The sequence below is a fragment of the Pseudomonas sp. Bc-h genome, from assembly GCF_002080045.1.
Taxonomy (GTDB): domain Bacteria; phylum Pseudomonadota; class Gammaproteobacteria; order Pseudomonadales; family Pseudomonadaceae; genus Aquipseudomonas.
This window is the reverse complement of sequence record NZ_MUIN01000003.1, coordinates 73913-97493: the sequence shown is the minus strand read 5'-3', so window position 1 is coordinate 97493 and position 23581 is coordinate 73913. Positions and strand designations below refer to the sequence as shown.

Sequence of the window (23581 nt, the reverse complement as noted above, 5' to 3'; positions counted from 1 at the left end):
TCACTTCCTGAAGTGGGCTCGGGATCAAGGAAGATCTTATGCCGTTGTTCGAGAAAGCCGGGCAGTCGCCTGCCGAGCTGGAGGCGCGTCTGCGTCTTCATCGATTGCCCGAGATTGGTCCCAGGCGTTTCCAGACCCTCATCGATGCCTTTGGCAGTGCGTCCGCCGCGCTCAGTGCGCCCGCCTCGGCGTGGCGTTCACTGCGTCTCCCTGCCGCCAGTGCCGATGCGCGTCGCGACCCCGAGGTGCGTGATGGCGCCAGTGCTGCATTGCGCTGGCTAGAGCGTCCGGGCCAGCATTTGTTGATGTGGGACAACCCGGATTACCCTGCATTGCTGGCGGAAATTCCTGACCCGCCGCCGCTGCTTTTCATCGCTGGCGATCACTCATTACTTGATCGTCCGCAACTCGGAATGGTTGGCAGTCGACGTGCCTCCAAGCCAGGACTGGACACTGCGAAGTCCTTCGCTCGCAGTCTGGCGGGGGCCGGTTTTGTCGTCACCAGTGGTCTGGCGTTGGGGATCGATGGCGCCGCTCATCAGGGCGCTCTCGATGCAAAAGGCGCCACGATTGGCGTCCTCGGCACGGGGATCGAAAAACTTTATCCACAGCGGCACCGCCAACTTGCAGCGACGATGATGGCTCAGGGTGGCGCGGTGGTTTCCGAGTTACCGCTGGATGCCGCTCCCCACGCCAGCAATTTCCCGAGACGCAACCGCATCATCAGCGGCCTGTCGTTGGGCGTGCTGGTGGTAGAGGCCAGCGTTGCGAGCGGGTCGCTTATCACCGCGCGTCTGGCTGCAGAACAGGGCCGCGAGGTTTATGCCATTCCCGGATCGATTCATCACCCTGGTGCACGCGGTTGTCACCAGTTGATTCGTGAAGGCGCCATATTGGTGGAGACCATCGATCACATTCTGGAGGGGCTGCAAGGCTGGAAGAATCTGCCGCCGAGCAACGATACGCTGCAAAGCGCTCCCCGATCCGATCACCCGTTGCTCGCTTTGCTGCATGCCGCGCCGCAGACCAGTGAAGCCTTGGCGCTAAGCAGCGGCTGGCCCTTGCCCAAGGTGCTGGCGGCGCTGACCGAGCTTGAGCTCGACAGTAGCGTGGCTTGTGAGGCGGGACGATGGTTTGCCCGGGCGCCCTGAGGTTAAACTGCCCACCAGCGTTAATTCGGAGAGCGAACGATGGTCAGCAGTTGGCGTGTGCAACAAGCCGCACGAGAGATCCGGGCCGGGGCTGTGATTGCCTATCCAACCGAAGCGGTGTGGGGCCTGGGGTGCGACCCTTGGGATGTCGAAGCGGTGTACCGCTTGCTGGCGATCAAGGCACGGCCTGTGGAAAAAGGCCTGATCCTGATTGCCGACAACATTCGTCAGTTCGATTTTCTGTTCGAGGATTTCCCGGAGCTGTGGATTGATCGCATGGCCAGTACCTGGCCAGGGCCGAACACCTGGCTGGTGCCGCATCAGGGCCTGCTGCCTGACTGGATCACCGGGGGCCGCGATACGGTTGCGCTGCGTGTCAGCGATCATCCGCAAGTGCGTGAACTCTGCGCCCTCACCGGCCCGCTGGTGTCGACGTCGGCCAACCCCACTGGCCGCCCTGCTGCGCGTTCGCGTCTGCGGGTCGAGCAGTATTTCCATGATCAGCTGGACATGGTGCTCGGTGGCTCGCTGGGCGGCAGGCGCAATCCGAGCGTGATTCGGGATCTGGTTACCGCTGAGGTTGTGCGGGCGGGATAACGATCAGAATTCACTGCCAACCCCTGTGGGAGGGAGCATGCTCGCGAATGCACAGGTTCAGACACGATAGGTGTGTCGAATGTACCGGCTTCTTCGCGAGCAAGCTCCTCCCTCCCATAGGGTTAGCTGCGGATCAACAAGGGGCGATCAAGGCACCAGAATGATCGAGCCGGTCGTACGCCGAGCGGACAGTTCGGTGTGCGCCTTCGCAGCATCCTTCAGGTCGAATTTTTTCAACTCATCCACTTTGACCTTGCCGCTGATCACCATGTCGAACACCTCATCAGCCATAGCCTGCAGTGCTTCCGGGCTGTTGGCGTATGAGCCCAGAGTCGGACGGGTCACGTAAAGCGAGCCTTTCTGCGCCAGAATCCCCAGATTCACACCAGCGACCGGGCCTGAGGCATTACCAAAGCTGACCAACAGGCCACGCAGCTCCAGGCAGTCCAGTGAGGTTTCCCAGGTGTCTTTGCCGACGCCGTCGTAAACCACCGAAACTTTCTTGCCATCGGTCAGCTCAAGTACGCGCTTGGCCACATCTTCCTTGCTGTAATCGATCACTTCCCAGGCGCCGTTGGCCTTGGCGTGGGCGGCTTTTTCCGGCGAGCTGACGGTACCGATCAGCTTCACGCCCATGGCGCTCGCCCACTGGCAGGCGATGGAGCCCACGCCCCCGGCTGCGGCGTGAAACAGAATGGTTTCTTCAGGACGAATCTCGTACGTCTGGCGAAACAGGTACTGAACGGTCAAGCCCTTGAGCATGATCGCAGCGGCCTGTTCGAAGCTGATTTCGTCCGGCAGCTTGACCACGTTCGCAGCGGGTGTGAGGTGCAGATCCGCATAGCTGCCCAGCGGGCCGGTGCCGTAACCCACGCGGTCGCCAACCTTGACGTGGGTCACCTCGGCGCCGACCGCCTCGACCACACCCGCCCCTTCATTGCCCAGACCCGACGGCATCGCGGCAACCGGGTACAGGCCAGTGCGGAAATAGGTTTCGATGAAGTTGACGCCAATCGCTTTGTTGCGCACGAGTACTTCTTTCGGACCCGGAGCGGCCGGTTCGAAGTCAACGTATTCGAGAACTTCAGGGCCGCCGTGGGTGCGGAACTGGATACGCTTTGCCATTTGCTTTCTCCGTCATGGATCGAAACTTTATGTACGAAAGGGCTCTATCGGACTCCTTCGTTTGGTCTTCGTCAACTGCGGCACCGGACTGGCCGGTGATATGCTACGCGCCAATTTCGAGCGCCCGTTTGCGCTGAACCGATTCGTTCGGCGGCACGCTGTATTCAAGACGACGCTCAAAAATACCGTTTCACCTTATTCAAGGTACTGCCATGTCCTCTCGCACCGATGCCGTCAAAGCCTACCTGCTTGATCTGCAAGACCGGATCTGCGCCGCGCTGGAAAACGAAGACGGCGGCGCCCGTTTCGTCGAAGACGCCTGGGAGCGACCGGCCGGCGGTGGCGGCCGGACCCGCGTGATCGAAAACGGCAACGTCATCGAAAAAGGCGGCGTCAACTTCTCCCATGTCTTCGGTGCGGGTCTGCCGCCTTCGGCCAGCGCTCATCGTCCGGAACTCGCTGGCCGCGGCTTCGAGGCTCTCGGTGTGTCGCTGGTGATGCATCCGCATAACCCACATGTTCCGACCTCACACGCAAACGTGCGTTTCTTCATCGCCGAAAAAGAAGGCGAAGAACCGGTCTGGTGGTTCGGCGGCGGTTTCGATCTGACGCCTTATTACGGCGTCGAGGAAGACTGCGTGCATTGGCACCGCGTTGCCGAGCAGGCCTGCGCGCCGTTCGGGGCCGACGTCTATCCGCGTTACAAAGCCTGGTGCGACCGCTATTTCCACATCAAGCATCGCAACGAACCGCGTGGCGTGGGCGGTCTGTTCTTCGATGATTTGAACGAGTGGGATTTCGACACCAGCTTCGCTTTCCTGCGCGCCATCGGTGATGCCTTTGTCGAGGCCTATCTGCCAATCGTGCAACGCCGAAAGGCCATCTCTTACACGGCGCAGCAACGCGAGTTCCAGGAGTTTCGTCGTGGCCGTTACGTGGAATTCAATCTGGTCTATGACCGCGGCACGCTGTTCGGGCTGCAATCTGGCGGGCGCACCGAGTCGATCCTCATGTCGCTGCCGCCGCAGGTTCGCTGGGGTTATGACTGGAAAGCCGCGCCGGGCAGCGAAGAAGCGCGCCTGACCGAGTACTTCCTGCAGGATCGCGACTGGCTCGCCGAGGAACAGAATCAATGACCGATCACTACGTCGTCTTCGGCAACCCCATCGCGCACAGCAAATCGCCGCTGATCCATCGCTTGTTCGCCGAGCAGACCGGCGAGTCGCTGGACTACCAGACGGCGCTGGCGCCGCTCGACGGCTTCACTGCGTGCGCCCGGCAGTTTTTCGAAACCGGTCGAGGCGCCAACGTCACTGTGCCGTTCAAGGAAGAGGCTTATCGTCTGGCGGATCAATTGACCGAGCGCGGACGTCGTGCGGGTGCAGTGAATACCCTGGCGAAGCAGGCTGACGGCAGTTTGCTCGGCGACAACACTGACGGCGCCGGGCTGGTGCGGGACCTGAAGGTCAATCATGGTGTAACGCTCAAGGATAAACGCATCCTGTTGCTGGGCGCTGGTGGTGCAGTGCGTGGGGCGCTGGAGCCATTGCTGGCCGAGGAGCCTTATGTGTTGGTCGTGGCCAACCGCACGGTGGAAAAGGCTGAATGGCTGGCCAAAGAGTTCGCTGACATCGGGCCTGTTCTGCCCGCCGGTTATGACTGGCTGGAAGAGCCTGTGGACATCATCATCAACGCGACGTCGGCCAGTCTGTCCGGTGAGCTGCCCCCGATTGCGCCGAGTTTGATTCAGCCGGGCGAAACCTTCTGCTACGACATGATGTACGCCAAGGAGCCGACAGCGTTCTGTCGCTGGGCGACCGAGCACAAGGCGGAGCGAGCGGTGGATGGCCTGGGGATGCTGGTGGAACAGGCTGCGGAGGCGTTCTTTCTATGGCGTGGTGTGCGCCCGGATTCGGCGCCGGTGCTGGCGCAGTTGCGGCGGTTGATGGCTGAGCAGTGATCTGTAGCAGTCCGGCTTGCTGGCGGTGGCGATCCCATGGACCCCACCCCCGGCAAGCCGGACTGCTGCAGGTTCAAACGCGATTCTGAGACTGGTTTACAACTTGGCCTTCACCGCTGGCAGCGCATCCTTGTCATTAAGGGTTTTTACGCCGCTCAACCACTTTTCAAGCACAGCCGGGTTTTCTTTGAGCCACGCTTTGACCGCCTCGGTGTTGCTGATCTTGTTGTCTACCACGTTCTTCATGATGGTGTTCTCCATATCCTGGGTGAATGTCAGGTTGGAGAACAACTTGGCCACATTCGGGCAGGCGTCGGCGTAGCCTTTACGGGTCACCGTATAAACGCTGCCAGTGTCACCGAAGTATTTCTCGCCACCCTTGAGATAGTGCATGCCCTTGATCTGCACGTTCATCGGGTGCGGGGTCCAGCCGAGGAAGACCACGAACTCTTTCTTCTTCACGTTGCGCTGTACTTCGGCCAGCATCGCCTGCTCGCTCGACTCGACCAGTTTCCAGTCACCGAGGCCGAACTCGTTCTTCTTGATGATCTCCTGAATCGACGCGTTGGCCGGGGCCCCCGAGCCAATGCCGTAGACCTTCTTGTGGAACTTGTCGGCGAACTTGTTCAGGTCGGCGAAGTTATGCACACCCGCGTCGTAGACATAGTCCGGCACGGCGAGGGTGAACTCGGTGCCTTCCAGGTTCTTCGCGTATTGGGTTACATCGCCGGTGGCGATGAACTTGTCATAGAAGCCCTGCTGCGCAGGCATCCAGTTGCCCAGAAAAACGTCCATTTGACCGTCTTTGAGACCACCATAGGCAATCGGCACCGCCAGCGTATCGACCTTGGCCTTGTAACCCATGCCATCGAGCAAAAAGCCCGCCGTGGCGTTGGTTGCGGCGATGTCGCTCCAGCCTGGATCGGCCATCTTCACCGTACTGCAGCTGGCTGCGTCAGCGGCATATGCCACCACGCCGCTCATGCTCATGACCCCAACCGCCAGCGTTGTGAACAACTTCATCATGGTGTGCCCCTTTTTGGTTTTCTAGGTGTTGGCAGGGTTCAAGGTTGTGGATAACGGGCCTTGCGCTCCAGATCGTCGAGGTCGATATGGTTGCGCATGTATTGCTGACTGGCGTCTACCAGCGGCTGGTGATCCCAACTCTTCAGCTTGCCGAGGGCCAGAGACTCGGCGACGAAACGCCGACGACGCTGGCTGGCGAGCACCTGGTGGTGTATCGCCGCAATGTCCCATTTGGCCTTTGCTTCAGCCAGGAACGCATTGAACAGGTCGCGATGAGCCTCAGACTGGCTCAACTCTTCCTGCTCCTTCGGATCGTTGTTCACGTCATACAGCAGACATGGGTCCTGTTCCGAATAAATGAATTTATAAGCGCCGCGCCGGATCATCATCAACGGGCTGTTGGTGCCCTCGGCCATGTACTCGCCGAATACTTCGTCGTGACCGCCAGTGCCTTCCAGGTGCGGCAGCAGCGAGCGGCCATCAAGCGGCAGACCGGCTTCCAGCTCGCCCTGAGCCATTGCCACGAAGGTCGGCAACAGATCGGCGGTGGACACGGCGGCCTTCACGCGGCCGGCCTTGAACTGCCCCGGAGCGTACACCAGCAACGGTACACGGGCGGACATTTCAAACCAGTGCATTTTGTACCAGAGCCCCCGCTCGCCGAGCATGTCGCCATGATCGCCGGAGAACACGATGATGGTGTCGTCGGCCAGGCCGGTGTCTTCCAGTGTCTTCAGCAATTTGCCTACATTGTCGTCGATGTAGCTGCACGCCCCGAAGTACGCACGGCGGGCATCTCGAATCTTGTGTTCCGGCAGCGGCTTGTCCCAGAGGTCATAGACCTTGAGCAGTCGCTGAGAGTGCGGGTCCTGATCGGCCTGTGCTGGCGGCGCAGGCGGCATCGGGATCTCGTCGTCGTTGTAGAGATTCCAGTATTCCTTGGGGATGGTGTACGGGTCGTGTGGGTGGGTCATCGACACCGTGAGGCAGAACGGCTGATCACCGTCTTCACGCACGTGGTCGAACAGGTATTGCTGGGCCTTGAAGACAACTTCTTCGTCGAAGTCGAGTTGGTTGGTGCGCACGCACGGGCCGGCTTGCAGTACCGACGACATGTTGTGGTACCAGGTGGGGCGCGTGTCAGCCTCGTCCCAGTTCACTGCCCAGCCGTAGTCGGCGGGGTAGATATCGCTGGTCAGACGTTCTTCGTACCCGTGCAATTGATCAGGCCCGCAGAAATGCATTTTGCCCGACAGCGCAGTGCGATAGCCGAGTCGGCGCAGGTAATGGGCGTAAGTCGGGACGTCAGCCGGGAAATCGGCAGCGTTGTCGTAGGCGCCGATCTTGCTCGGGAGCTGACCGCTGACCAAGGTAAAACGGGACGGCGCGCACAGCGGGCTATTGCAATAGGCAGCGTCGAACACCACGCCTTCGGCGGCGAGGCGACTCAAATTAGGCATCTTGATTGGAGATGAGGCGTAAATCGGCAACATCGGCGCGGCCATCTGATCGGCCATGATGAAAAGAATGTTCTTGCGCTTCATGTATTCGCGGCATTCCATAGTGAATATTTATGCGAAATTGCTGTTCCAGAGAATGAGACCCATGGGATCAGCGGTAAAGCCCATAGAACACAATGCCTAGGATAAGCCACGCTTATGTTTGAAGCCCTTGGTGACATGTCGCTGGATCTGCTTCGCGGTTTCGAAGCTGCCGCCCGTCTGCGCAGTTTCACCGCAGCAGCCGTCGAGCTCGGCACGACCCAACCGGCGATTAGCCAGCAAATCAAAAGGTTAGAAGAACAACTGGCAACGCGCCTGTTCGATCGCATTTATCGCGGTATCGAACTCACCGACGCCGGGGAAATTCTGTTCAACCACGTGCAGACCGGATTGCAGTCCATGGATGCGGGTTTGAGCCTGATTACCGAGCAGCACCAGCACGAGGTGTTGCAGGTGGCCACCGACTTCGCCTTCGCTGCCTATTGGTTGATGCCGCGTCTGCACCGCTTTCACAAAGACAACCCCGATGTGGACGTCAGCCTGGTGACCAGCGAGCGCAGTCATAACATGTTGCGAGCGGATATCGACGTGGCCGTGCTGTTTGGCGATGGACGCTTCAAACAGGGTGAAAGCCATTGGCTGTTCAGCGAGGAAGTGTTTCCGGTGTGCAGTCCGAAGTTGCTGGCCGACCGTCCTCTCCCATTGAAGACCGAAGCGCTGAAAGAGTTCCCGCTGCTCCACCTGCGCGGTGAGACCAGCACCAACTGGTTTGACTGGGGTGGCGTGTTCCGGGCATTGAACATCGCTCAGGCCCCTGCCCCGGGTCAGTTACGATTCGACAACTACACGTTGCTGATCCAGGCCGCGATTGGCGGGCAAGGCGTTGCGATCGGCTGGCGGCATCTGGTGGATGACTTGCTGGAGCAGGGCCTGTTGTGCCGCCCGATCGAAGCCACGGCAATCTCGGCTTATGGGTATTACATCGTCCTGCCGCAACGCAAACGACGCGTGCAGATCGTGCAGCGTTTCGTCGATTGGCTGAAAAGTGAACAGGCGCTGAGCGGGGATTCGTTGGTGGGCAAGCCGATGCCGTCGATTGCTGTGTAAAGGGGCTACGGCGGCGCAGATATGGAGGCGTACACGCTTGCCTCCGCTCAAACAACAAAATTCACGTATTGCCGCACATGGGCATTGAGCCTGAGTTCATCGGCGATACCTGCCGCCACCCGGCCCAGAACCTCCAGGGGTACCTGCAGGCCAGGTTCCACCGTCCCGCCGGTCTGGCTGAAGTGCTCGATACTCAGGCCCGCGACACCCTGTGGTGCACTGACCAATGTCCAATCGGCATCGCTATTGCGCAATGAATCGACGATCAACGCTGATGCCTGGAATTGGTCGAGATCCGGGTCCTGATAATCGGCGAGAGGCTGGCCCTGTAGCAGTTGGATGTCCGCGACGAGAATCAGCCGCTTGATCTGCATGCGCATCAGGCAGGCCAAAACGTTCTGCGCAGCGATCAATTGCTCTTCAGGGGTAAGGTTCTTGGGCTTGCGGTCGTGTTCGGGGCCAACGGGAAACACCTTGGCGTCGAGCAGGCAGATGACGGCCGAACAACCAGCGATGCTTTCACACACCCGATCAGCGCTGAACAGATTGCCTGCCTTTGTGCGCAAACCCGGCCGTGGCGCCAGAGCGTTGAGATCATCGAGTATCGCGATGACCTCATGCTGGCGGCGCAGCAATTCGGCCATCAACGCGCTGCCGAAGCTGCTGAGTGCGCCAAACAGCACAACCTTCATCACCGGGGTTTCTGCATTCTTCATGGCAATTGATCCGGGACTGTGGATAACTCTCCCTATTTGAGACTAGCAGCGCATTGGGCTGTTCCACGTTTTAGGAGGACCGGACATGTCACCTGTCGAGGGCTATCACGCCCACGTTTATTTCGATGCCCAGACCATCGAGCAAGCCCGCGCGTTGTGCGAGAGCGTTGCGGCGAAATTCGATATCCGCATGGGGCGAGTACACGAGCGCCCGGTGGGGCCGCATCCTGACTGGAGCTGCCAATTGGCGTTCGAGCATGAGAAGTTTGCTGACGTGATGCTGCATCTGGCACTGCATCGCGACGGCCTGGTGATTTTCACGCACCCGAACACCGGCGATGACTTGGCCGACCACACCAGGCATGCGATCTGGATGGGAGGGATTCGGGATTTGAACGTGGGGATGTTCAGGCGCTGACGGACGAATCCCTATCGCGGTCCGGCTTGCCAGCGCCAGCGGTCTAAGACGCCACCGCCGGCAAGCCGTGCTGAATCGGGGTCGATGCTTAATTCAACACGCCATCCAGAATTTCGTAAACGATCCCGCTGCCGATGGCCACAAGCACTACGTCAGTGCCTAGGCGACGCCATTCATAGCCGTCATACCGCGGCAGGTACTGCAGCGAACGATCATCCAGACGACGACCATAGCCGCGCGGCAGTGGGTGACCCTTCACAACATGAATGTTCGGCGGCAGCGGCTGGCCGCGCCCGATGACTTCACGGTGCTCCTGAATCGTGCGGCGAACGTCGCCGAAGTCTTGCGGCGGACGTCCCCCACGGTCGTTGCCACGGTTGTCAGCGTGCTGGTCATTGCGATGATCGTTGCCGTGATCATTGCCTCGATTATTCTGCGGACCCCCTTGCGGGCCATGGTCCTGATGCTGGCCGGGGCCGTTGTCGTCATGGCCGCCACGTTGATCAGGCGGTGCCGCCTGGACCAGCGCGCTGGCGCTGAGCATCAGTACGCCCAACCCTGCGATCAAACGATTCGAGACTTTCATGTAGCGTGCTCCTGAGCAAATTCGAGACAGCAAAAAGGGGTTCAGAATCGGGTCCTGAACCCCTTTGCTGTACTGCTTAGTCTGCTAACGAAGACTTAGATTCCTTTGTATCAGAATCTTTACTCAGGGCAGATGGGCCGGGCCGACCCCTAGTAAATAAATGCGTTGTCCTTGGCAACCCAAGCGCTGTAACCAACCCCTTCAGGAGAACGCAGCCTCGGCTCGCCAGAACCAGGCGCGGCACCGGTTTTTTGATTCTGCTCAAGAGGTCGCAAGCTGCCCTTCAAGCTGCTGGAGCGCGAACTTCGGGGCTCTTGACCGATTGGCGGCAGTTTTGCGTCAACGGTAGTGTCGTTACCGTTTACATCTCTGAGTGTTGCAGTCGGGGCAAACTGGACTGATTTCTTCTGCGGTGCATCTGTAGCCGGCCCTTCGCTGGATTTGACACTCGCGGTGTTTCCGACACTCGTAAGATGCTGTTTAAGTCTGGAACTTATGGACAAAGCTCCTTCATTAACCCGATGCGGGATCAAGGTTCTGGCGCTTCCGACTTTCATTTCAATGTCTCCATGATGGTGGGCTGCCAGGTTTACTCCTTCACTTGAAAATCCACTTTCAGAAAACGCCTATGCAATAAAAAAGGCCCGCCGAAGCGAGCCTTTTCTTACAATCGCGATGGAGCGCTGGTATCAAGCGCGGGCGCTGCGGACACCCTGTGCCAACGTCGAACACAGTTCCAGCACGCCACTCACCGCTTTTTCCGGCGTCTGGGCGTTCGCAATCTGGTCAATCAATGCCGACCCCACCACGACGCCATCCGCGACGCGAGCGATGGCAGCAGCCTGCTCAGGTGTGCGAATACCGAAACCAACGCTGATCGGAAGGTCAGAGTGACGACGCAGGCGAGCGACGGCTTCCTTGACGTGCTCGATGGTGGCCGAGCCCGCACCGGTCACACCGGCAACCGACACGTAGTAAACGAAGCCCGAGCTGCCGTTGAGGACGGTTGGCAGGCGTTTGTCGTCGGTGGTCGGCGTGGTCAGACGAATGAAGTCCAGACCTGCGTCCTGCGCCGGGTCGCACAGTTCGTTGTTATGCTCAGGCGGCAGGTCGACGACGATCAGGCCATCGACGCCCGACTCTTGAGCCTCGGCGATGAAGCGCTCGACACCGTAGTTGTGGATCGGGTTGTAGTAACCCATCAGTACCAATGGCGTGTTGCTGTCTTCGGTGCGGAACTCGCGGACCATCTGCAAGGTTTTCGCCAGGTTCTGTTTGGCCTCCAGTGCGCGAATGTTCGCCAACTGGATCGCCGGGCCGTCGGCCATCGGATCGGTGAAGGGCATGCCCAACTCAATCACGTCAGCCCCCGCTTTCGGCAGACCCTTGAGGATCGCCAGCGAGGTGTCATACGCCGGGTCACCTGCGGTGACGAAGGTCACCAGAGCGGCCCGGTTTTGTTCTTTCAGCTCGGCAAAGCGCGTTTGCAGGCGGCTCATCAGTGTTTCTCCTGCTTGGACAGATCCAGATGGTGCATGACGGTTTGCATGTCCTTGTCACCGCGACCGGACAGGTTGACCACCATCAGGTGATCTTTAGGCAACGTTGGTGCGCGCTTGAAGACTTCAGCCAGGGCGTGGGCACTTTCCAGCGCCGGAATGATGCCTTCCAGGCGGCAGCACTGGTGGAACGCGGCCAGCGCTTCGTCGTCGGTGATCGAGGTGTATTCGACACGGCCGATCTCGTGCAACCAGGCGTGTTCAGGACCGATGCCAGGGTAATCCAGGCCAGCGGAAATCGAGTGAGCATCGATGATCTGGCCATCGTCGTCCTGCAGCAGGAAAGTACGGTTGCCGTGCAGAACGCCTGGAACGCCGCCGTTCAGGCTCGCTGCGTGCTTCCCGGTGTCGATGCCGTGACCGGCTGCTTCTACGCCGATGATGCGCACGGTGGTGTCATCCAGGAATGGATGAAACAAGCCCATGGCGTTGGAGCCACCGCCAATGCACGCCACCAGACTGTCAGGCAGCCGGCCTTCCTGTTCCTGCAACTGTACGCGGGTTTCCTTGCCGATCACGGCCTGGAAGTCGCGAACCATCGCCGGATACGGGTGCGGGCCGGCGACGGTGCCGATCAGGTAGAACGTGCTGTCGACATTGGTCACCCAGTCACGGAGAGCTTCGTTCATCGCGTCTTTCAGGGTGCCGGTGCCGGCAACGACCGGGATCACGGTGGCGCCGAGCAGCTTCATGCGGAACACGTTCGCCTGCTGGCGCTCGATGTCGGTGGTGCCCATGTAGATCACGCATTCCAGACCGAAACGCGCAGCCACGGTGGCGGTCGCCACGCCGTGCATGCCAGCGCCGGTCTCGGCAATGATGCGTTTCTTGCCCATGCGGCGAGCCAGCAGGATCTGGCCGATGCAGTTGTTGATCTTATGCGCGCCGGTGTGGTTCAGCTCTTCGCGCTTGAGGTAGATCTTCGCCCCGCCGCAATGCTCGGTCAGGCGTTCGGCGAAGTACAGAGGGCTTGGACGGCCCACGTAATCGCGCTGGAAGTAGGCCAGCTCCTTGAGGAAGGACGGGTCTTCTTTCGCGGCTTCGTACTCGCGATTGAGGTCGAGGATCAGCGGCATCAGGGTTTCAGCAACGTAACGACCGCCAAATGCGCCGAACATGCCGCGGTCATCCGGGCCGTTCCTGTATTGGGTCTGAGTCATGGTGAAGACCTCCGGGGTGACGAATAGATTTAGCCGTTGAGGCAGTGAACACACTTTAACCAGCGCATCGGTGGATGAAAACCGATAAGATCGGCGCAACCTGTCAGAAAAACTCACAGATACCATGAGTCGAGATCTCCCCCCGCTGAACGCACTGCGTGCCTTTGAAGCCACTGCCCGGCTTAACAGCGTCAGCCAGGCGGCGGACCAATTGCACGTTACCCACGGCGCGGTCAGCCGACAATTGAAAGTCCTCGAAGAGCATCTGGGCGTGAGTCTGTTCAGCAAGGATGGGCGCGGCCTTAAACTCACAGATGCAGGCGTTCGTCTGCGGGACGCCAGCGGCGAAGCATTCGATCGACTGCGCACTGTCTGCGCTGAGCTGGCCCAAGGCAGCGCCGACGCACCGTTCGTCCTGGGATGTTCGGGAAGTTTGCTGGCTCGCTGGTTCATCCCGCGAATGGGGCGCCTGAATGCAGAGCTGCCAGACTTGCGCCTGCACTTGTCGGCTGGCGAAGGCGATCTTGATCCGCGGCGTCCCGGTCTGGATGCATTGCTGGTGTTCGCTGAACCGCCGTGGCCTGCCGACATGCAGGTTTTCGAATTGGCGAAGGAACGCATTGGCCCGGTGTTGAGCCCGCGGTTCGCCCGGTTCGAAGCGTTATCTCACGCACCTGCCCAAGCGCTGCGTAACGAACCCCTGTTGCAAACGAAGTCACGGTTGCAAGCGTGGCCCAGCTGGGCGAAGCAGAACGGCATCGATCCCGACACATTGCATTACGGTCAGGGGTTCGAGCATCTGTATTACTTGCTTGAGGCTGCCGTAGCGGGCCTTGGAATTGCCATCGCCCCGGAGCCGCTGGTAGCTGACGATTTGAAAGCCGGGCGCCTCGCTGCGCCATGGGGTTTCAGTGAAACCCCGGCGCAACTGGCGTTATGGGTGCCCAAACGTGCCGCCGAAGGGCGTGCCCGGCAACTTGCCCAATGGCTCGGACAAGAGCTGGCGCGTTCAGGTCAGGTGTAATCAGTTACCGCGTTTGCAGAGCAAGTAGGCCGCCAGCAGACCGACCGCACCCACGGCGACACCCGCTGTAGTCCAAGGGTGTTCCTGTGCGTAGTCACGGGTGGCAACGCCTGTTTCGCGGGTTTTCACTTTGACGTCTTCATAGACATCGCTCAGCAGGCTGCGCGAATGGCTCAGCGCGCTTTCGGCGTTGGCCTTCAGGGTCTTCAGGGTTTTGCGCGACTCGTCCGAAGCGTCCGACTTCAAGCTCTCCAACGACTTGAGCAGACTCTCGATCTCCGCTTCCATGCTTTGCAAAGACGCTTTACGGGATGACGTGAATGCCATGATTTGACTCTCCTGCAGTGATGAGTGGCGTGTGTTGTTTCCGACTACAGGGTTTTCAGAAAGTGCAGTGCGTGTTTCGAAGTACCGTTTCTTGTGAACTTTTCGGGGGCAAATGGCGCCTGACAGATAGGAAAGCCACGGCGGTCGTAGGGCGCAATTTCGCTGCTACGCTGCAATTGAGACAACTTGAGGAGCACTGCCATGACAGATCACCACACCTACAAGATCCTGGAACTGGTCGGTTCATCGACCACCAGCATCGACGATGCGATTCAGAATGCAATTGCCCAGGCCGCTAAGAGCGTGAAGTTCATGGAGTGGTTCGAGGTGCTGGAAACCCGCGGGCACATCAAGGATGGCAAGGTGGCGCACTTTCAGGTGACGATCAAGGTTGGCTTCCGCATCGACAACAGTTGATGAACTTTTACACTGGCTGATTGCCACAACCTTCGCTATACATACCGCGCCGTTCGTGAATTCGGACGCGAGGAAAATGTGACGGGCCGCTCCTGACGAGCGGCCTCTTACGCTTGAAAAGCGCCTGACGAGGGAGTGTGACCGATGAAGAAGATTCTTTTGGCGGTAGGGTTGTTGAGTATTGCGGGCACCACCTTTGCAGCCGGCAAATCGTGCGATGACGTGAAGGCGGACATCGACGCGAAGATCAAGGCAAACGGCGTGTCGTCTTACACGCTTGAGGCGGTAGACAAAGGCAGCGCCGCAGACGGAAAAGTCGTCGGCACCTGCGAAGGCGGCAGCAAGGAAATCGTCTACAAACGCGGCTGACTCAGCCCATAGACAAATAAAAACCGACGCATTTGGCGTCGGTTTTTTTATGCCTGAATGTTGTTCTTTTACCCATCCCGGGACTGCTACAGAAATGCTTGCCCAATCAGCCTTTGGCCACCTGCGCCAGAATCTCGTACGAGCGCAACCGGTCGGCGTGCTCGTACATGTCGCAGGTGAAGATCAGTTCATCGGCATCGGTCTGTTCCAGCAGCACATCCAGCTTGGCGCGGATCTTCTCCGGGCCGCCGACCATCGCCAGGCCCAGGAAATCCATCACCGCTTCGCGCTCATGGGGCAGCCACAGGCCGTTCATGCTGTCGACCGGGGGTTTCTGCATCAGGCTCTGCCCACGCATCAGATTGAGAATGCGCTGATAAACCGAAGTCACCAGGTATTCGGCCTGCTCATCAGTGTCGGCCGCCGCCAGAGGCACGCCCAGCATCACGTAAGGCTTGTCGAGCACCTCTGAAGGCTGGAAGTGATTGCGGTAGACCCGGATCGCCTCGTGCATGAAGCGCGGTGCGAAGTGCGAGGCGAAGGCATAGGGCAAACCGCGCTGACCGGCCAGTTGCGCGCTGAACAGGCTTGAGCCCAGTAGCCAGATCGGAACATTGGTATTGGTGCCGGGAACGGCGATCACGCGTTGATGCGGTTGACGCGGGCCGAGGTAGCTCATCAGCTCTGCGACGTCATCCGGGAAATCGTCAGCGCTGCCGGAGCGTTCGCGGCGCAAGGCACGGGCGGTCATCTGATCGGAACCAGGCGCGCGGCCCAGACCGAGATCGATCCTGCCCGGAAACAGGCTCGCGAGGGTACCGAACTGTTCTGCGATCACCAGTGGCGCGTGGTTGGGCAGCATAACGCCGCCGGATCCGACACGAATGGTCGAAGTGCCGCCCGCCAGATAGGCCAGCAGCACCGAGGTCGCGGAACTGGCGATGCCATCCATGTTGTGGTGTTCGGCGACCCAGAAGCGGTTATAGCCCCATTTTTCGACGTGTTGCGCCAGGTCCAGCGAGTTGCGCAGCGACACGGCCGGGCCTTTGTCTTCGCGAACCGGAACCAGGTCAAGGGTGGAAATCTTCACATCAGCTAATCGTTTCATAGGCCGCTGTCGATCCTCTTGGGGGCTTGGTCGGGCGCCTCGGACTTGGGAGACGCGAGAGCAAAACCTGCGTTAAGCCTAAATATTTGCGTTAAGGCCCTAGGATACGGCCGGATTTTTAGGTTGCAATGGGCAAGAGGAAATTTCCTACTAATTTGGTCGGATTTCCACTTCTGAAAATCAGCAAATAAAGCACGGGCGTCATAACTGTTGAACTAAGTCCCGCCTACACTCCTCAGACTTTTGGTCCACGTGCGACGCAATCGCACTTTTTTCATCGAGGAGACACCATGAGCATCGTCAAGAAAGCATCCGCCCACTGGGAAGGCGACCTGAAAACAGGTATTGGCAGCATCTCCACCGAAACCGGCGTGCTGCGTGAAGCACCGTATGGTTTCAAAGCGCGTTTCGAAGGCGGCAAGGGCACCAACCCTGAGGAATTGATCGGCGCGGCTCACGCGGGCTGCTTCTCGATGGCCCTATCGATGATTCTCGGCGGCGAAAACCTGAAAGCCGACAGTATCGACACCACTGCAGACGTCACGCTGGACCAGGTCGATGGCGGCTTTGCCATCACCGCTGTACACCTGACCCTGAAAGCCAAAGTGCCTGGCGCGACTCAGGAGCAGTTCGACAAGCTGACCGCCATGGCCAAAGAAGGCTGCCCGGTTTCCAAAGTCTTGAACGCCAAGATCACTCTGGATGCCACACTGGTGAGCTGATCCAGCGCCGCCGTACTATCCGATGACCCGCGTGCTTGAGTGCAGCGGGTCATTTTTCATTTCAGGGGCCCGAGAACCGCTTCGGGGTCACAAGGTCATATGCAGGGCCGGTGCGAGTCGCACGGCATCGAAGGAGTCGAGCATGAAACGCATCGCCGCAACCCTGATCATCAGCGCACTGACCACCAGCGTGTTCGCCGCTCCCAAGCCCTGCGAAGAGCTGAAAGCCGAGATCGAAGCCAAGATCCAGGCGCAGAACGTCAGTTCCTACACCCTGGAAGTCGTCAGCAATGAAGAGGTGCACGACCAGAACATGGTCGTGGGCTCATGCGAGAACGGCACAAAGAAGATCATTTATCAGAAGAATGATCGGTAAGGGTCACGAACGAGTTGAAAATATCCCGTAGCCATCGTTACGGGATACAAAAAATCTCCCCTTCCTCCGCCAACACCTTGCGCTGCTCGTCGCGCAGTTGCGCGTCGATGCTGTTGGCGATATTGCGCACGTCCAGGCGATAACGATGGCCGGCTTCGAAATGGTCGTAGTTGATCGTGACGTAGCAGGTCAGCTCGTTATAGATCGCTATCGAAAGCCCCAGACCTCCGGGTGCGTAGTCGTAGTCATAGCGCACTTCCAGCTTATGCTTGCCGGGCGTCACCTGAAAAAACCGACCATCTTCCGTGCGCACGCCATCCAGCTTGTCGGACATGAGTGTCTTGCCAGTGTAGGTGTGCAGGTCGACCCAGGCTTTTTGCGGATCGACGGCAGGCAACGGGCCTGCGCATCCAGCGAGGAGACCGAGGGCGATGATCGACAGGGGCAGGCGCATGACAGACTCCGCATTCAGGCAGATGGCGATGGTGGTTGCGTCAGAGGCTGGCTCTCCGGCATAACGCTGCTGGTGTGCACTCTCTGTTTCGACACTAAGGCCGCTGCATGAATCTATTGAACATCTTGTGGTTGCGGCGCGGTGTGCCGATGCTGGCGATTTTACTCCTCAGCGGCTGTTCCAGTCTTTCCTATTACACGCAATTGGCGAGCGGCCAGTTGGCGTTGCTGCAGGCGCGCGAACCGGTGGCCGATGTCATCGCCGATCCACAACGTGATCCGAAGCTGCGCGACCATTTACTCAAGTCGCAACAGGCTCGCGCTTTCGCCAGCGAACACCTGCATCTGCCTGACAACAAAAGCTATCGCCTGTACGCCGACATCCATCGCCGTTATGTGGTGTGGAACGTCTTTGCCACCGACGAATTCTCTCTCGACCCTGTAACCCACTGCTTCCCCATCGCTGGCTGCGTGGCCTATCGCGGTTACTACGATCAGGGTGCGGCGCGAGGGGAAGCGGCGCTGCAGAAGCTCGACGGCAAGGACGTGTATGTCAGCGGTGTCGAGGCGTATTCGACGCTCGGCTGGTTCAATGACCCGATCATCAGCTCGATGATGAACTGGGGCGATGAACGTCTGGCGACGCTGATTTTTCATGAGCTGGCGCACCAGCGCTTCTATGTGAAGGACGACAGCGAGTTCAACGAGTCCTATGCCACGTTTGTCGAAGAGGAAGGCACCCGGCAGTGGCGTGCGGCGCGGGGATTGCCTGCAGAGACCGCATCGTCCGAAGCTCAGCGTCGTGACCAGCTGACCCAGTTGGCGCTCGAGACTCGCGACCGTCTGAAGGCGCTGTATGCCGAGCCGTTGAGCCCCGACGTCATGCGCCAGCGCAAGGCTGAAGAGTTCGATCGTTTGCGCAGTGCATACCGACAGATGCGCGACAGCCAATGGGGTGGCGACAAGCGTTTTGACAGTTGGGTTTACGCCCCCATGAACAACGCCCGCTTACTGCCAATCGGGCTATACGACCAGTGGGTGCCGTCGTTCGAGGCGCTGTTCAGGCAGGTCAAGGGCGATTGGCTGGCGTTCTTTGTCGCTGTCGAGAAGATGGGCGGCTTGCCGAAGGATGAGCGCAAGGCCGCGTTGGAGAGGTTGATGAAACCCGCCTGATCACAACATGACCCTGTAGCCGTCCGGCCGGGCGGCTACAGGTTTTGTGTGGCTGTCAGGACTTGAGAAACGCCTGATGCAACTCCTTCAACGAGCCGAAGTGATACGTCGGCGCCTCGGCCTCCAGCTCTTCCCTGCTGCCGAATCCATATCCCACCGCCGCCACATCCAGCCCGTTGCGCTTGCCGCCGATCAAGTCGTGCTTGCGGTCGCCGATCATCAGCGTCTGCTTGGGATCGAGCTTTTCTTCTTCCAGCAAATGCCGGATCAGTTCGACCTTATCGGTGCGTGTGCCGTCCAGTTCGCTGCCGTAGATCAGCTTGAAGTGGCGCGCAAAGTCGAAATGTCGGGCGATCTCATGGGCGAACACCCAAGGTTTTGAGGTCGCGATAAACAAGGTTCGGCCTTGATCCGCAAGCATGTCGAGCAATTCGAACACACCGTCGAACACCAGGTTCTCGTAAAGCCCGGTGACTTTGAAGCGCTCGCGGTAGAAGCCTACCGCCTCCCACGCCCTGGCCTCGTCGAAATCGTAAGCGCGCATGAACTGCTGCAGCAGTGGCGGGCCGATGAAGTGCTCGAGCTGCGTGATGTCGGGTTCGTCGATCCCCAGTTTGCTCAAAGCGAACTGGATCGAACGGGTGATGCCTTCCCGTGGGTCGGTCAGGGTGCCGTCCAGGTCGAACAGAATATTCTGGTAATGCATGTGTTCTCTCGAAGTCTGTGAATCGGTGCAACGCGTGGCATGTGCAGCAGCACGGCTTGCCGGCGGTGGCGGTTTCAGTCTTCCATCGCCTGCAAGCGGGACTGCTATAGGGGTTTGTCGAAACCTTCAGCCAGGTGCTGATCTTTCAACTTCACGTAATTGCTGGCGCTGTAAGGGAAGAAGGCGATTTCCTTTTCCGTCAATGCCCGGACCTGCTTCACGGGTCGACCGACATACAGAAACCCGCTTTCGAGACGTTTGCCTGGCGGCACCAGGCTGCCAGCGCCAATGATGACTTCATCTTCGACCACCGCGCCGTCCATGATCGTGCTGCCCATGCCGATCAGAATCCGGTTGCCGATCGTGCAGCCGTGCAGCATGACCTTGTGACCGATGGTCACTTCATCGCCGATCAACAGCGGGAAGCCGTCCGGGTTGAAAGGGCCTGCGTGGGTGATGTGCAGCACGCTGCCATCCTGCACGCTGGTGCGAGCACCGATTCGGATGCGGTGCATGTCGCCGCGAATCACGGTCAATGGCCATACCGAGCTGTCGTCGCCGATGTCGACATCGCCGATAACGATGGCCGAATGATCGACAAACGCCCGTTCGCCAAGGGCCGGGGTGTGATTCTGGAATGTGCGAATAGCCACAATAGATTCCTTCTCTGGCGCTGATAGCTGCGGTCAGCGCAGATTGTAATTAAGATGCTCAGGTGTTTCTTCCAGCCAAGGTGCCAAACCGTGAGCGCGAACAACCCTCTTTTGCAATCCTACGACCTGCCACCTTTCTCGGCGATTCGCGCCGAGCACGTAAAACCTGCTATCGACCAGATTCTTGCCGACAACCGCGCCGCGATTGCCGACATCCTCGCCAAGCAAGGTGCGCAGCCTACATGGGCCGGCCTGGTGTTGGCGATGGACGAGCTGAACGACCGCCTGGGCGCTGCCTGGAGCCCGGTCAGCCACTTGAACGCCGTGTGCAACAGCGCCGAACTGCGCGAAGCCTACGAGTCCTGCCTGCCAGGGTTGAGCGCCTACTCCACTGAAATGGGCCAGAACCGCGAGCTGTTCCAGGCTTTCGAAGCCCTGGCCAACAGCCCGCAAGCCGCTGGTTTCGACGTCGCGCAGAAAACCATCCTCGAGCACTCGTTGCGTGATTTCCGTTTGTCGGGCATCGACTTGCCGCCTGAGCAGCAAAAGCGTTACGCCGAAGTGCAGAGCAAGCTATCGGAACTGGGCAGCCAGTTTTCCAACCAGCTGCTCGACGCCACCCAGGCGTGGACCAAGCACGTCACCGACGAAGCCACCCTCGCCGGCCTGACCGATTCGGCCAAGGCGCAAATGGCCGCTGCGGCCAAGGCTAAAGACCTCGACGGTTATCTGATTACTCTGGAATTCCCGAGCTACTACGCGGTGATGACTTACGCCCAGGACCGCGCTTTGCGCGAAGAAGTCTACGCGGCCTACTGCACCCGTGCGTCGGACCAGGGCCCAAATGCCGGCAAGAATGATAACGGTCCGGTCATGGAGCAGATTCTCGACCTGCGTCAGGAACTGGCCAAGCTCCTGGGTTTCGCCAGCTTCTCCGAATTGAGCCTTGCAACCAAGATGGCCGAGTCCAGCGATCAGGTGCTGAGCTTCCTGCGTGATCTGGCCAAGCGCAGCAAACCCTTCGCTGCCCAGGATCTGGAACAACTGAAAGCCTACGCCGCTGAGCACGGCTGCCCGGACCTGCAAAGCTGGGACAGCGGTTTCTATGCCGAGAAGCTGCGCGAGCAGCGCTACAGCGTTTCCCAGGAAGCCCTGCGCGCCTACTTCCCGATCGACAAGGTGTTGAACGGCCTGTTCGCCATCGTGCAAAAACTGTACGGCATCGAAATCGCCGAGCAGAAAGGCTTCGACACCTGGCATCCAGACGTTCGTCTGTTCGAAATCAAGGAAAACGGCCAGCACGTCGGCCGCTTCTTCTTCGACCTCTATGCCCGTGCCAACAAGCGTGGCGGTGCGTGGATGGACGGCGCGCGTGATCGTCGTCGCACCCTGGAAGGCTCGCTGCAAAGCCCGGTCGCCAACCTGGTGTGCAACTTCACCCCGGCGTCGCCTGGCAAGCCTGCCCTGCTGACCCACGATGAAGTCACGACCCTGTTCCACGAGTTCGGCCATGGCTTGCATCACCTGCTGACCCGTGTCGAACACGCGGGTGCCTCGGGCATCAACGGCGTGGCGTGGGATGCAGTCGAGCTGCCGAGCCAGTTCATGGAAAACTGGTGCTGGGAGCCGGAAGGTCTGGCGCTGATTTCCGGTCACTACGAAACCGGTGAACCGCTGCCTCAGGATCTGCTTGAGAAAATGCTCGCGGCGAAGAACTTCCAGTCCGGCCTGATGATGGTCCGCCAACTGGAGTTCTCGCTGTTCGACTTTGAACTGCACGCCACCCACGGCGACGGCCGCACGACCCTGCAAGTGCTCGAAGGCGTTCGCGACGAGGTCTCGGTCATGCGTCCGCCCGCCTACAACCGCTTCCCGAACAGCTTCGCGCACATCTTCGCGGGTGGTTATGCAGCGGGCTACTACAGCTACAAGTGGGCTGAAGTGCTCTCGGCAGACGCCTTCTCCAAGTTCGAAGAAGACGGGGTGCTCAATGCCGAAACGGGTCGTGCCTTCCGCGAGGCGATTCTGGCCCGTGGCGGTTCGCAGGCGCCGATGGTGCTGTTCGTCGACTTCCGCGGACGCGAGCCTTCGATTGACGCACTCTTGCGCCACTCCGGCTTGAGTGAGGAAGCGGCAGCATGACCGATACACCCCATGTGATTACCAAGAAGCGTTTCATCGCCGGGGCTGTCTGCCCGGCGTGCAGCGAGCCCGACAAGTTGATGATGTGGAGCGAAGACGACGTGCCGCATCGCGAATGCGTGCATTGCGGGTATTCGGACACGCTCAATGCTCAGGGCCAGTCGATCCCGAAAGAACTGGGCACACGGGTCAACAAGACCCCTGCTAAACCGGCCGGGCCCAAGGTGCAGGGAGTGCAGTTCTTCCCGAATCCTAAGCTGAAAAAGCCGGTTGATCCGAGCTGATTTAACGCGAGTCCCGTTTCGCGGCTGTTTTGACATCCGCGAACTTTCAGTAGCAGCACGGCTTGCCGGCGGTGACGGTTTTTTGATCGCTACTATCGGCAAGCCAGACTGCTAACAGAGCGGGGAGACCCTACAGCCGCCACAAAATCGTCTGCACACCCACCACATCGGTCTTCTGAAACCACCCCTTGATTGCACAGCTCGCAAACGCGCTTGTGCTGCACGCCCCGCTGTCCAGCGCCGTCTTCAACGCATCCACGTCAACCTTGTTGATGTAATCGATGCCGTGCTTGAGGTCATCGGCATCGCCAAAGCCTCCATGTTCCATTTCATCCAGCGCCGCCTGTTTGCTCCAGCCCTGCACAACGATCCGGTACATCGCGGCTACCAGGCCAGTGCGGTCAAGCCCGTGTTTGCAGTGGATCAACACCGGTCCTTTCTCTTGCGCTGTCCGAATAGCGCGCAGGCTTTGGATCATGTCGGCGTCATCGACGTGAACGGTCTGCAATGGAATCTGCACCTGGGCCACGGACGGGTCAGACAGCCATTTGCTGTCGCTCTCCTTGATGAAGTCCACGACTGTCACGACCCCCAGTTTCTTCAACAGCGGCTGCGCAGCCGCATCCGGTTGGCGGCTACGGTAGAGCGTTGGAGTCATTTCATAGAGGTTGTAGTGGGTGTCGATCGGCTGCGCCCATTGACTTGGCCTGGGTGACGAAACGGAATATTCGCCGGCCTGAGCGAACGAGCAAAGGAAAGCTGCCAGCGGCAGGATAAGTTGAGTACGCATCGAGCAACACCGTTCGAGCAAGCAGGGACAGGATTCGCGAGTCTGCGCGGTGTGGGGTGAATGCGATGTGAGGCAAATGTCAAAGCCGTGTTGATGCCGTTGATCGCCGATCCGTGGTTTTTTCGGGGTT

27 protein-coding genes are annotated in these 23581 nt (G+C 59.4%); 14 read left to right on the top strand and 13 right to left on the bottom strand.

Translation table 11 applies throughout. The features are described 5' to 3' along the window. Window positions 1-38: 38 nt before the first annotated feature. Both dprA and BWR59_RS05205 read left to right on the top strand, forming a co-directional pair. The gene (gene dprA, locus BWR59_RS05210; protein WP_081564587.1) at window positions 39-1151 is read left to right on the top strand and encodes a DNA-processing protein DprA; all 1113 of its coding nucleotides are present in this window, start codon (window positions 39-41) and stop codon (window positions 1149-1151) included. A gap of 39 nt (window positions 1152-1190) precedes the next feature. Further along, a complete protein-coding gene (locus tag BWR59_RS05205) occupies window positions 1191-1748 on the top strand; it encodes an L-threonylcarbamoyladenylate synthase (RefSeq protein WP_081564586.1) in 558 nt (185 codons plus the stop codon). Window positions 1749-1895: 147 nt separating this feature from the next. Here BWR59_RS05205 and BWR59_RS05200 read toward each other — a convergent pair whose 3' ends face one another. Next, window positions 1896-2873 carry an NADPH:quinone reductase gene (locus BWR59_RS05200; RefSeq protein WP_081564585.1) on the bottom strand — a complete coding sequence of 326 codons (978 nt, stop codon included), beginning with the start codon at window positions 2871-2873 and terminating at the stop codon, window positions 1896-1898. Between the two features lie 212 nt (window positions 2874-3085). Here BWR59_RS05200 and hemF point away from each other — a divergent pair, with 212 nt between their 5' ends. Beyond that, complete coding sequence (gene hemF / locus BWR59_RS05195; protein ID WP_081564584.1) at window positions 3086-4009, top strand: oxygen-dependent coproporphyrinogen oxidase; 924 nt, start codon at window positions 3086-3088, stop codon at window positions 4007-4009. Beyond that, window positions 4006-4833 (top strand): shikimate dehydrogenase, encoded by an 828-nt coding sequence (gene aroE, locus BWR59_RS05190; RefSeq protein ID WP_081564583.1) that lies wholly within the window; start codon window positions 4006-4008, stop codon window positions 4831-4833. Before hemF ends, aroE begins: the two co-directional genes overlap by 4 nt. A 96-nt stretch (window positions 4834-4929) precedes the next feature. Here aroE and choX read toward each other — a convergent pair whose 3' ends face one another. Continuing rightward, a complete protein-coding gene (gene choX, locus BWR59_RS05185; RefSeq protein ID WP_081564582.1) occupies window positions 4930-5859 on the bottom strand; it encodes a choline ABC transporter substrate-binding protein in 930 nt (309 codons plus the stop codon). Window positions 5860-5897: 38 nt separating this feature from the next. Further along, window positions 5898-7403, bottom strand: a complete 1506-nt coding sequence (gene betC, locus BWR59_RS05180; protein ID WP_081564882.1) for a choline-sulfatase — start codon at window positions 7401-7403, stop codon at window positions 5898-5900. Between the two features lie 114 nt (window positions 7404-7517). Between betC and BWR59_RS05175 the strand changes: the two genes are divergently transcribed. After that, complete coding sequence (locus tag BWR59_RS05175) at window positions 7518-8468, top strand: LysR family transcriptional regulator (protein WP_081564581.1); 951 nt, start codon at window positions 7518-7520, stop codon at window positions 8466-8468. A 47-nt stretch (window positions 8469-8515) separates the two neighbouring features. Here the strand turns inward: BWR59_RS05175 and BWR59_RS05170 are convergent, their stop codons facing one another. Further along, a complete protein-coding gene (locus BWR59_RS05170) occupies window positions 8516-9184 on the bottom strand; it encodes an NAD(P)H-binding protein (RefSeq protein WP_081564580.1) in 669 nt (222 codons plus the stop codon). 85 nt (window positions 9185-9269) lie between these two features. On the opposite strand from BWR59_RS05170, the gene BWR59_RS05165 reads away from it, so the two are divergent. Beyond that, a complete protein-coding gene (locus BWR59_RS05165; RefSeq protein WP_081564579.1) occupies window positions 9270-9602 on the top strand; it encodes a DOPA 4,5-dioxygenase family protein in 333 nt (110 codons plus the stop codon). 88 nt (window positions 9603-9690) lie between these two features. Here the strand turns inward: BWR59_RS05165 and BWR59_RS05160 are convergent, their stop codons facing one another. From BWR59_RS05160 to trpB, 3 genes are all read right to left on the bottom strand, one after another. Further along, complete coding sequence (locus BWR59_RS05160; RefSeq protein WP_081564578.1) at window positions 9691-10188, bottom strand: anti-virulence regulator CigR family protein; 498 nt, start codon at window positions 10186-10188, stop codon at window positions 9691-9693. 689 nt (window positions 10189-10877) lie between these two features. Beyond that, on the bottom strand, window positions 10878-11687 hold the full coding sequence (gene trpA, locus BWR59_RS05155; RefSeq protein WP_081564577.1) for a tryptophan synthase subunit alpha: 810 nt from the start codon (window positions 11685-11687) through the stop codon (window positions 10878-10880). Continuing rightward, window positions 11687-12907, bottom strand: coding sequence for a tryptophan synthase subunit beta (gene trpB / locus BWR59_RS05150; protein WP_081564576.1), 1221 nt, complete (start codon window positions 12905-12907; stop codon window positions 11687-11689). Before trpB ends, trpA begins: the two co-directional genes overlap by 1 nt. Window positions 12908-13031: 124 nt before the next feature. Between trpB and BWR59_RS05145 the strand changes: the two genes are divergently transcribed. Further along, window positions 13032-13931, top strand: coding sequence for a LysR family transcriptional regulator (locus tag BWR59_RS05145; RefSeq protein WP_081564575.1), 900 nt, complete (start codon window positions 13032-13034; stop codon window positions 13929-13931). Here BWR59_RS05145 and BWR59_RS05140 read toward each other — a convergent pair whose 3' ends face one another. After that, on the bottom strand, window positions 13932-14258 hold the full coding sequence (locus tag BWR59_RS05140; protein ID WP_081564574.1) for a DUF883 family protein: 327 nt from the start codon (window positions 14256-14258) through the stop codon (window positions 13932-13934). 201 nt (window positions 14259-14459) lie between these two features. On the opposite strand from BWR59_RS05140, the gene BWR59_RS05135 reads away from it, so the two are divergent. Together BWR59_RS05135 and BWR59_RS05130 are read left to right on the top strand one after the other, a co-directional pair. Continuing rightward, on the top strand, window positions 14460-14675 hold the full coding sequence (locus BWR59_RS05135) for a dodecin (protein ID WP_081564573.1): 216 nt from the start codon (window positions 14460-14462) through the stop codon (window positions 14673-14675). Window positions 14676-14819: 144 nt separating this feature from the next. Further along, window positions 14820-15044 (top strand): DUF1161 domain-containing protein, encoded by a 225-nt coding sequence (locus tag BWR59_RS05130; protein ID WP_081564572.1) that lies wholly within the window; start codon window positions 14820-14822, stop codon window positions 15042-15044. Window positions 15045-15150: 106 nt separating this feature from the next. Here the strand turns inward: BWR59_RS05130 and BWR59_RS05125 are convergent, their stop codons facing one another. After that, a complete protein-coding gene (locus BWR59_RS05125) occupies window positions 15151-16152 on the bottom strand; it encodes an LLM class flavin-dependent oxidoreductase (protein WP_081564571.1) in 1002 nt (333 codons plus the stop codon). Window positions 16153-16442: 290 nt separating this feature from the next. Here BWR59_RS05125 and BWR59_RS05120 point away from each other — a divergent pair, with 290 nt between their 5' ends. Next, the gene (locus tag BWR59_RS05120; RefSeq protein WP_081564570.1) at window positions 16443-16874 is read left to right on the top strand and encodes an OsmC family protein; all 432 of its coding nucleotides are present in this window, start codon (window positions 16443-16445) and stop codon (window positions 16872-16874) included. 142 nt (window positions 16875-17016) lie between these two features. Further along, complete coding sequence (locus BWR59_RS05115; RefSeq protein ID WP_081564569.1) at window positions 17017-17250, top strand: DUF1161 domain-containing protein; 234 nt, start codon at window positions 17017-17019, stop codon at window positions 17248-17250. A 37-nt stretch (window positions 17251-17287) separates the two neighbouring features. Here BWR59_RS05115 and BWR59_RS05110 read toward each other — a convergent pair whose 3' ends face one another. Beyond that, on the bottom strand, window positions 17288-17704 hold the full coding sequence (locus tag BWR59_RS05110; RefSeq protein ID WP_081564568.1) for a hypothetical protein: 417 nt from the start codon (window positions 17702-17704) through the stop codon (window positions 17288-17290). Between the two features lie 107 nt (window positions 17705-17811). Here BWR59_RS05110 and BWR59_RS05105 point away from each other — a divergent pair, with 107 nt between their 5' ends. Continuing rightward, window positions 17812-18876, top strand: coding sequence for an aminopeptidase (locus tag BWR59_RS05105; protein ID WP_081564567.1), 1065 nt, complete (start codon window positions 17812-17814; stop codon window positions 18874-18876). Window positions 18877-18931: 55 nt separating this feature from the next. On the opposite strand, the gene BWR59_RS05100 is transcribed toward BWR59_RS05105, so the two are convergent. Both BWR59_RS05100 and BWR59_RS05095 read right to left on the bottom strand, forming a co-directional pair. Continuing rightward, window positions 18932-19582: an HAD family hydrolase gene (locus BWR59_RS05100; protein WP_081564566.1), complete on the bottom strand. Its 651-nt coding sequence runs from the start codon at window positions 19580-19582 to the stop codon at window positions 18932-18934. 104 nt (window positions 19583-19686) lie between these two features. Further along, a complete protein-coding gene (locus BWR59_RS05095) occupies window positions 19687-20235 on the bottom strand; it encodes a gamma carbonic anhydrase family protein (protein WP_081564565.1) in 549 nt (182 codons plus the stop codon). Window positions 20236-20325: 90 nt separating this feature from the next. Between BWR59_RS05095 and prlC the strand changes: the two genes are divergently transcribed. Together prlC and BWR59_RS05085 are read left to right on the top strand one after the other, a co-directional pair. After that, a complete protein-coding gene (gene prlC / locus BWR59_RS05090) occupies window positions 20326-22377 on the top strand; it encodes an oligopeptidase A (protein WP_081564564.1) in 2052 nt (683 codons plus the stop codon). Then, entirely contained in the window at window positions 22374-22661 is a 288-nt protein-coding gene (locus BWR59_RS05085; RefSeq protein ID WP_081564563.1) for a YheV family putative zinc ribbon protein, read from the top strand. Before prlC ends, BWR59_RS05085 begins: the two co-directional genes overlap by 4 nt. Before the next feature lie 130 nt (window positions 22662-22791). On the opposite strand, the gene BWR59_RS05080 is transcribed toward BWR59_RS05085, so the two are convergent. Next, the gene (locus tag BWR59_RS05080; RefSeq protein ID WP_081564562.1) at window positions 22792-23451 is read right to left on the bottom strand and encodes a dual specificity protein phosphatase family protein; all 660 of its coding nucleotides are present in this window, start codon (window positions 23449-23451) and stop codon (window positions 22792-22794) included. Between the last annotated feature and the right edge of the window lie 130 nt (window positions 23452-23581).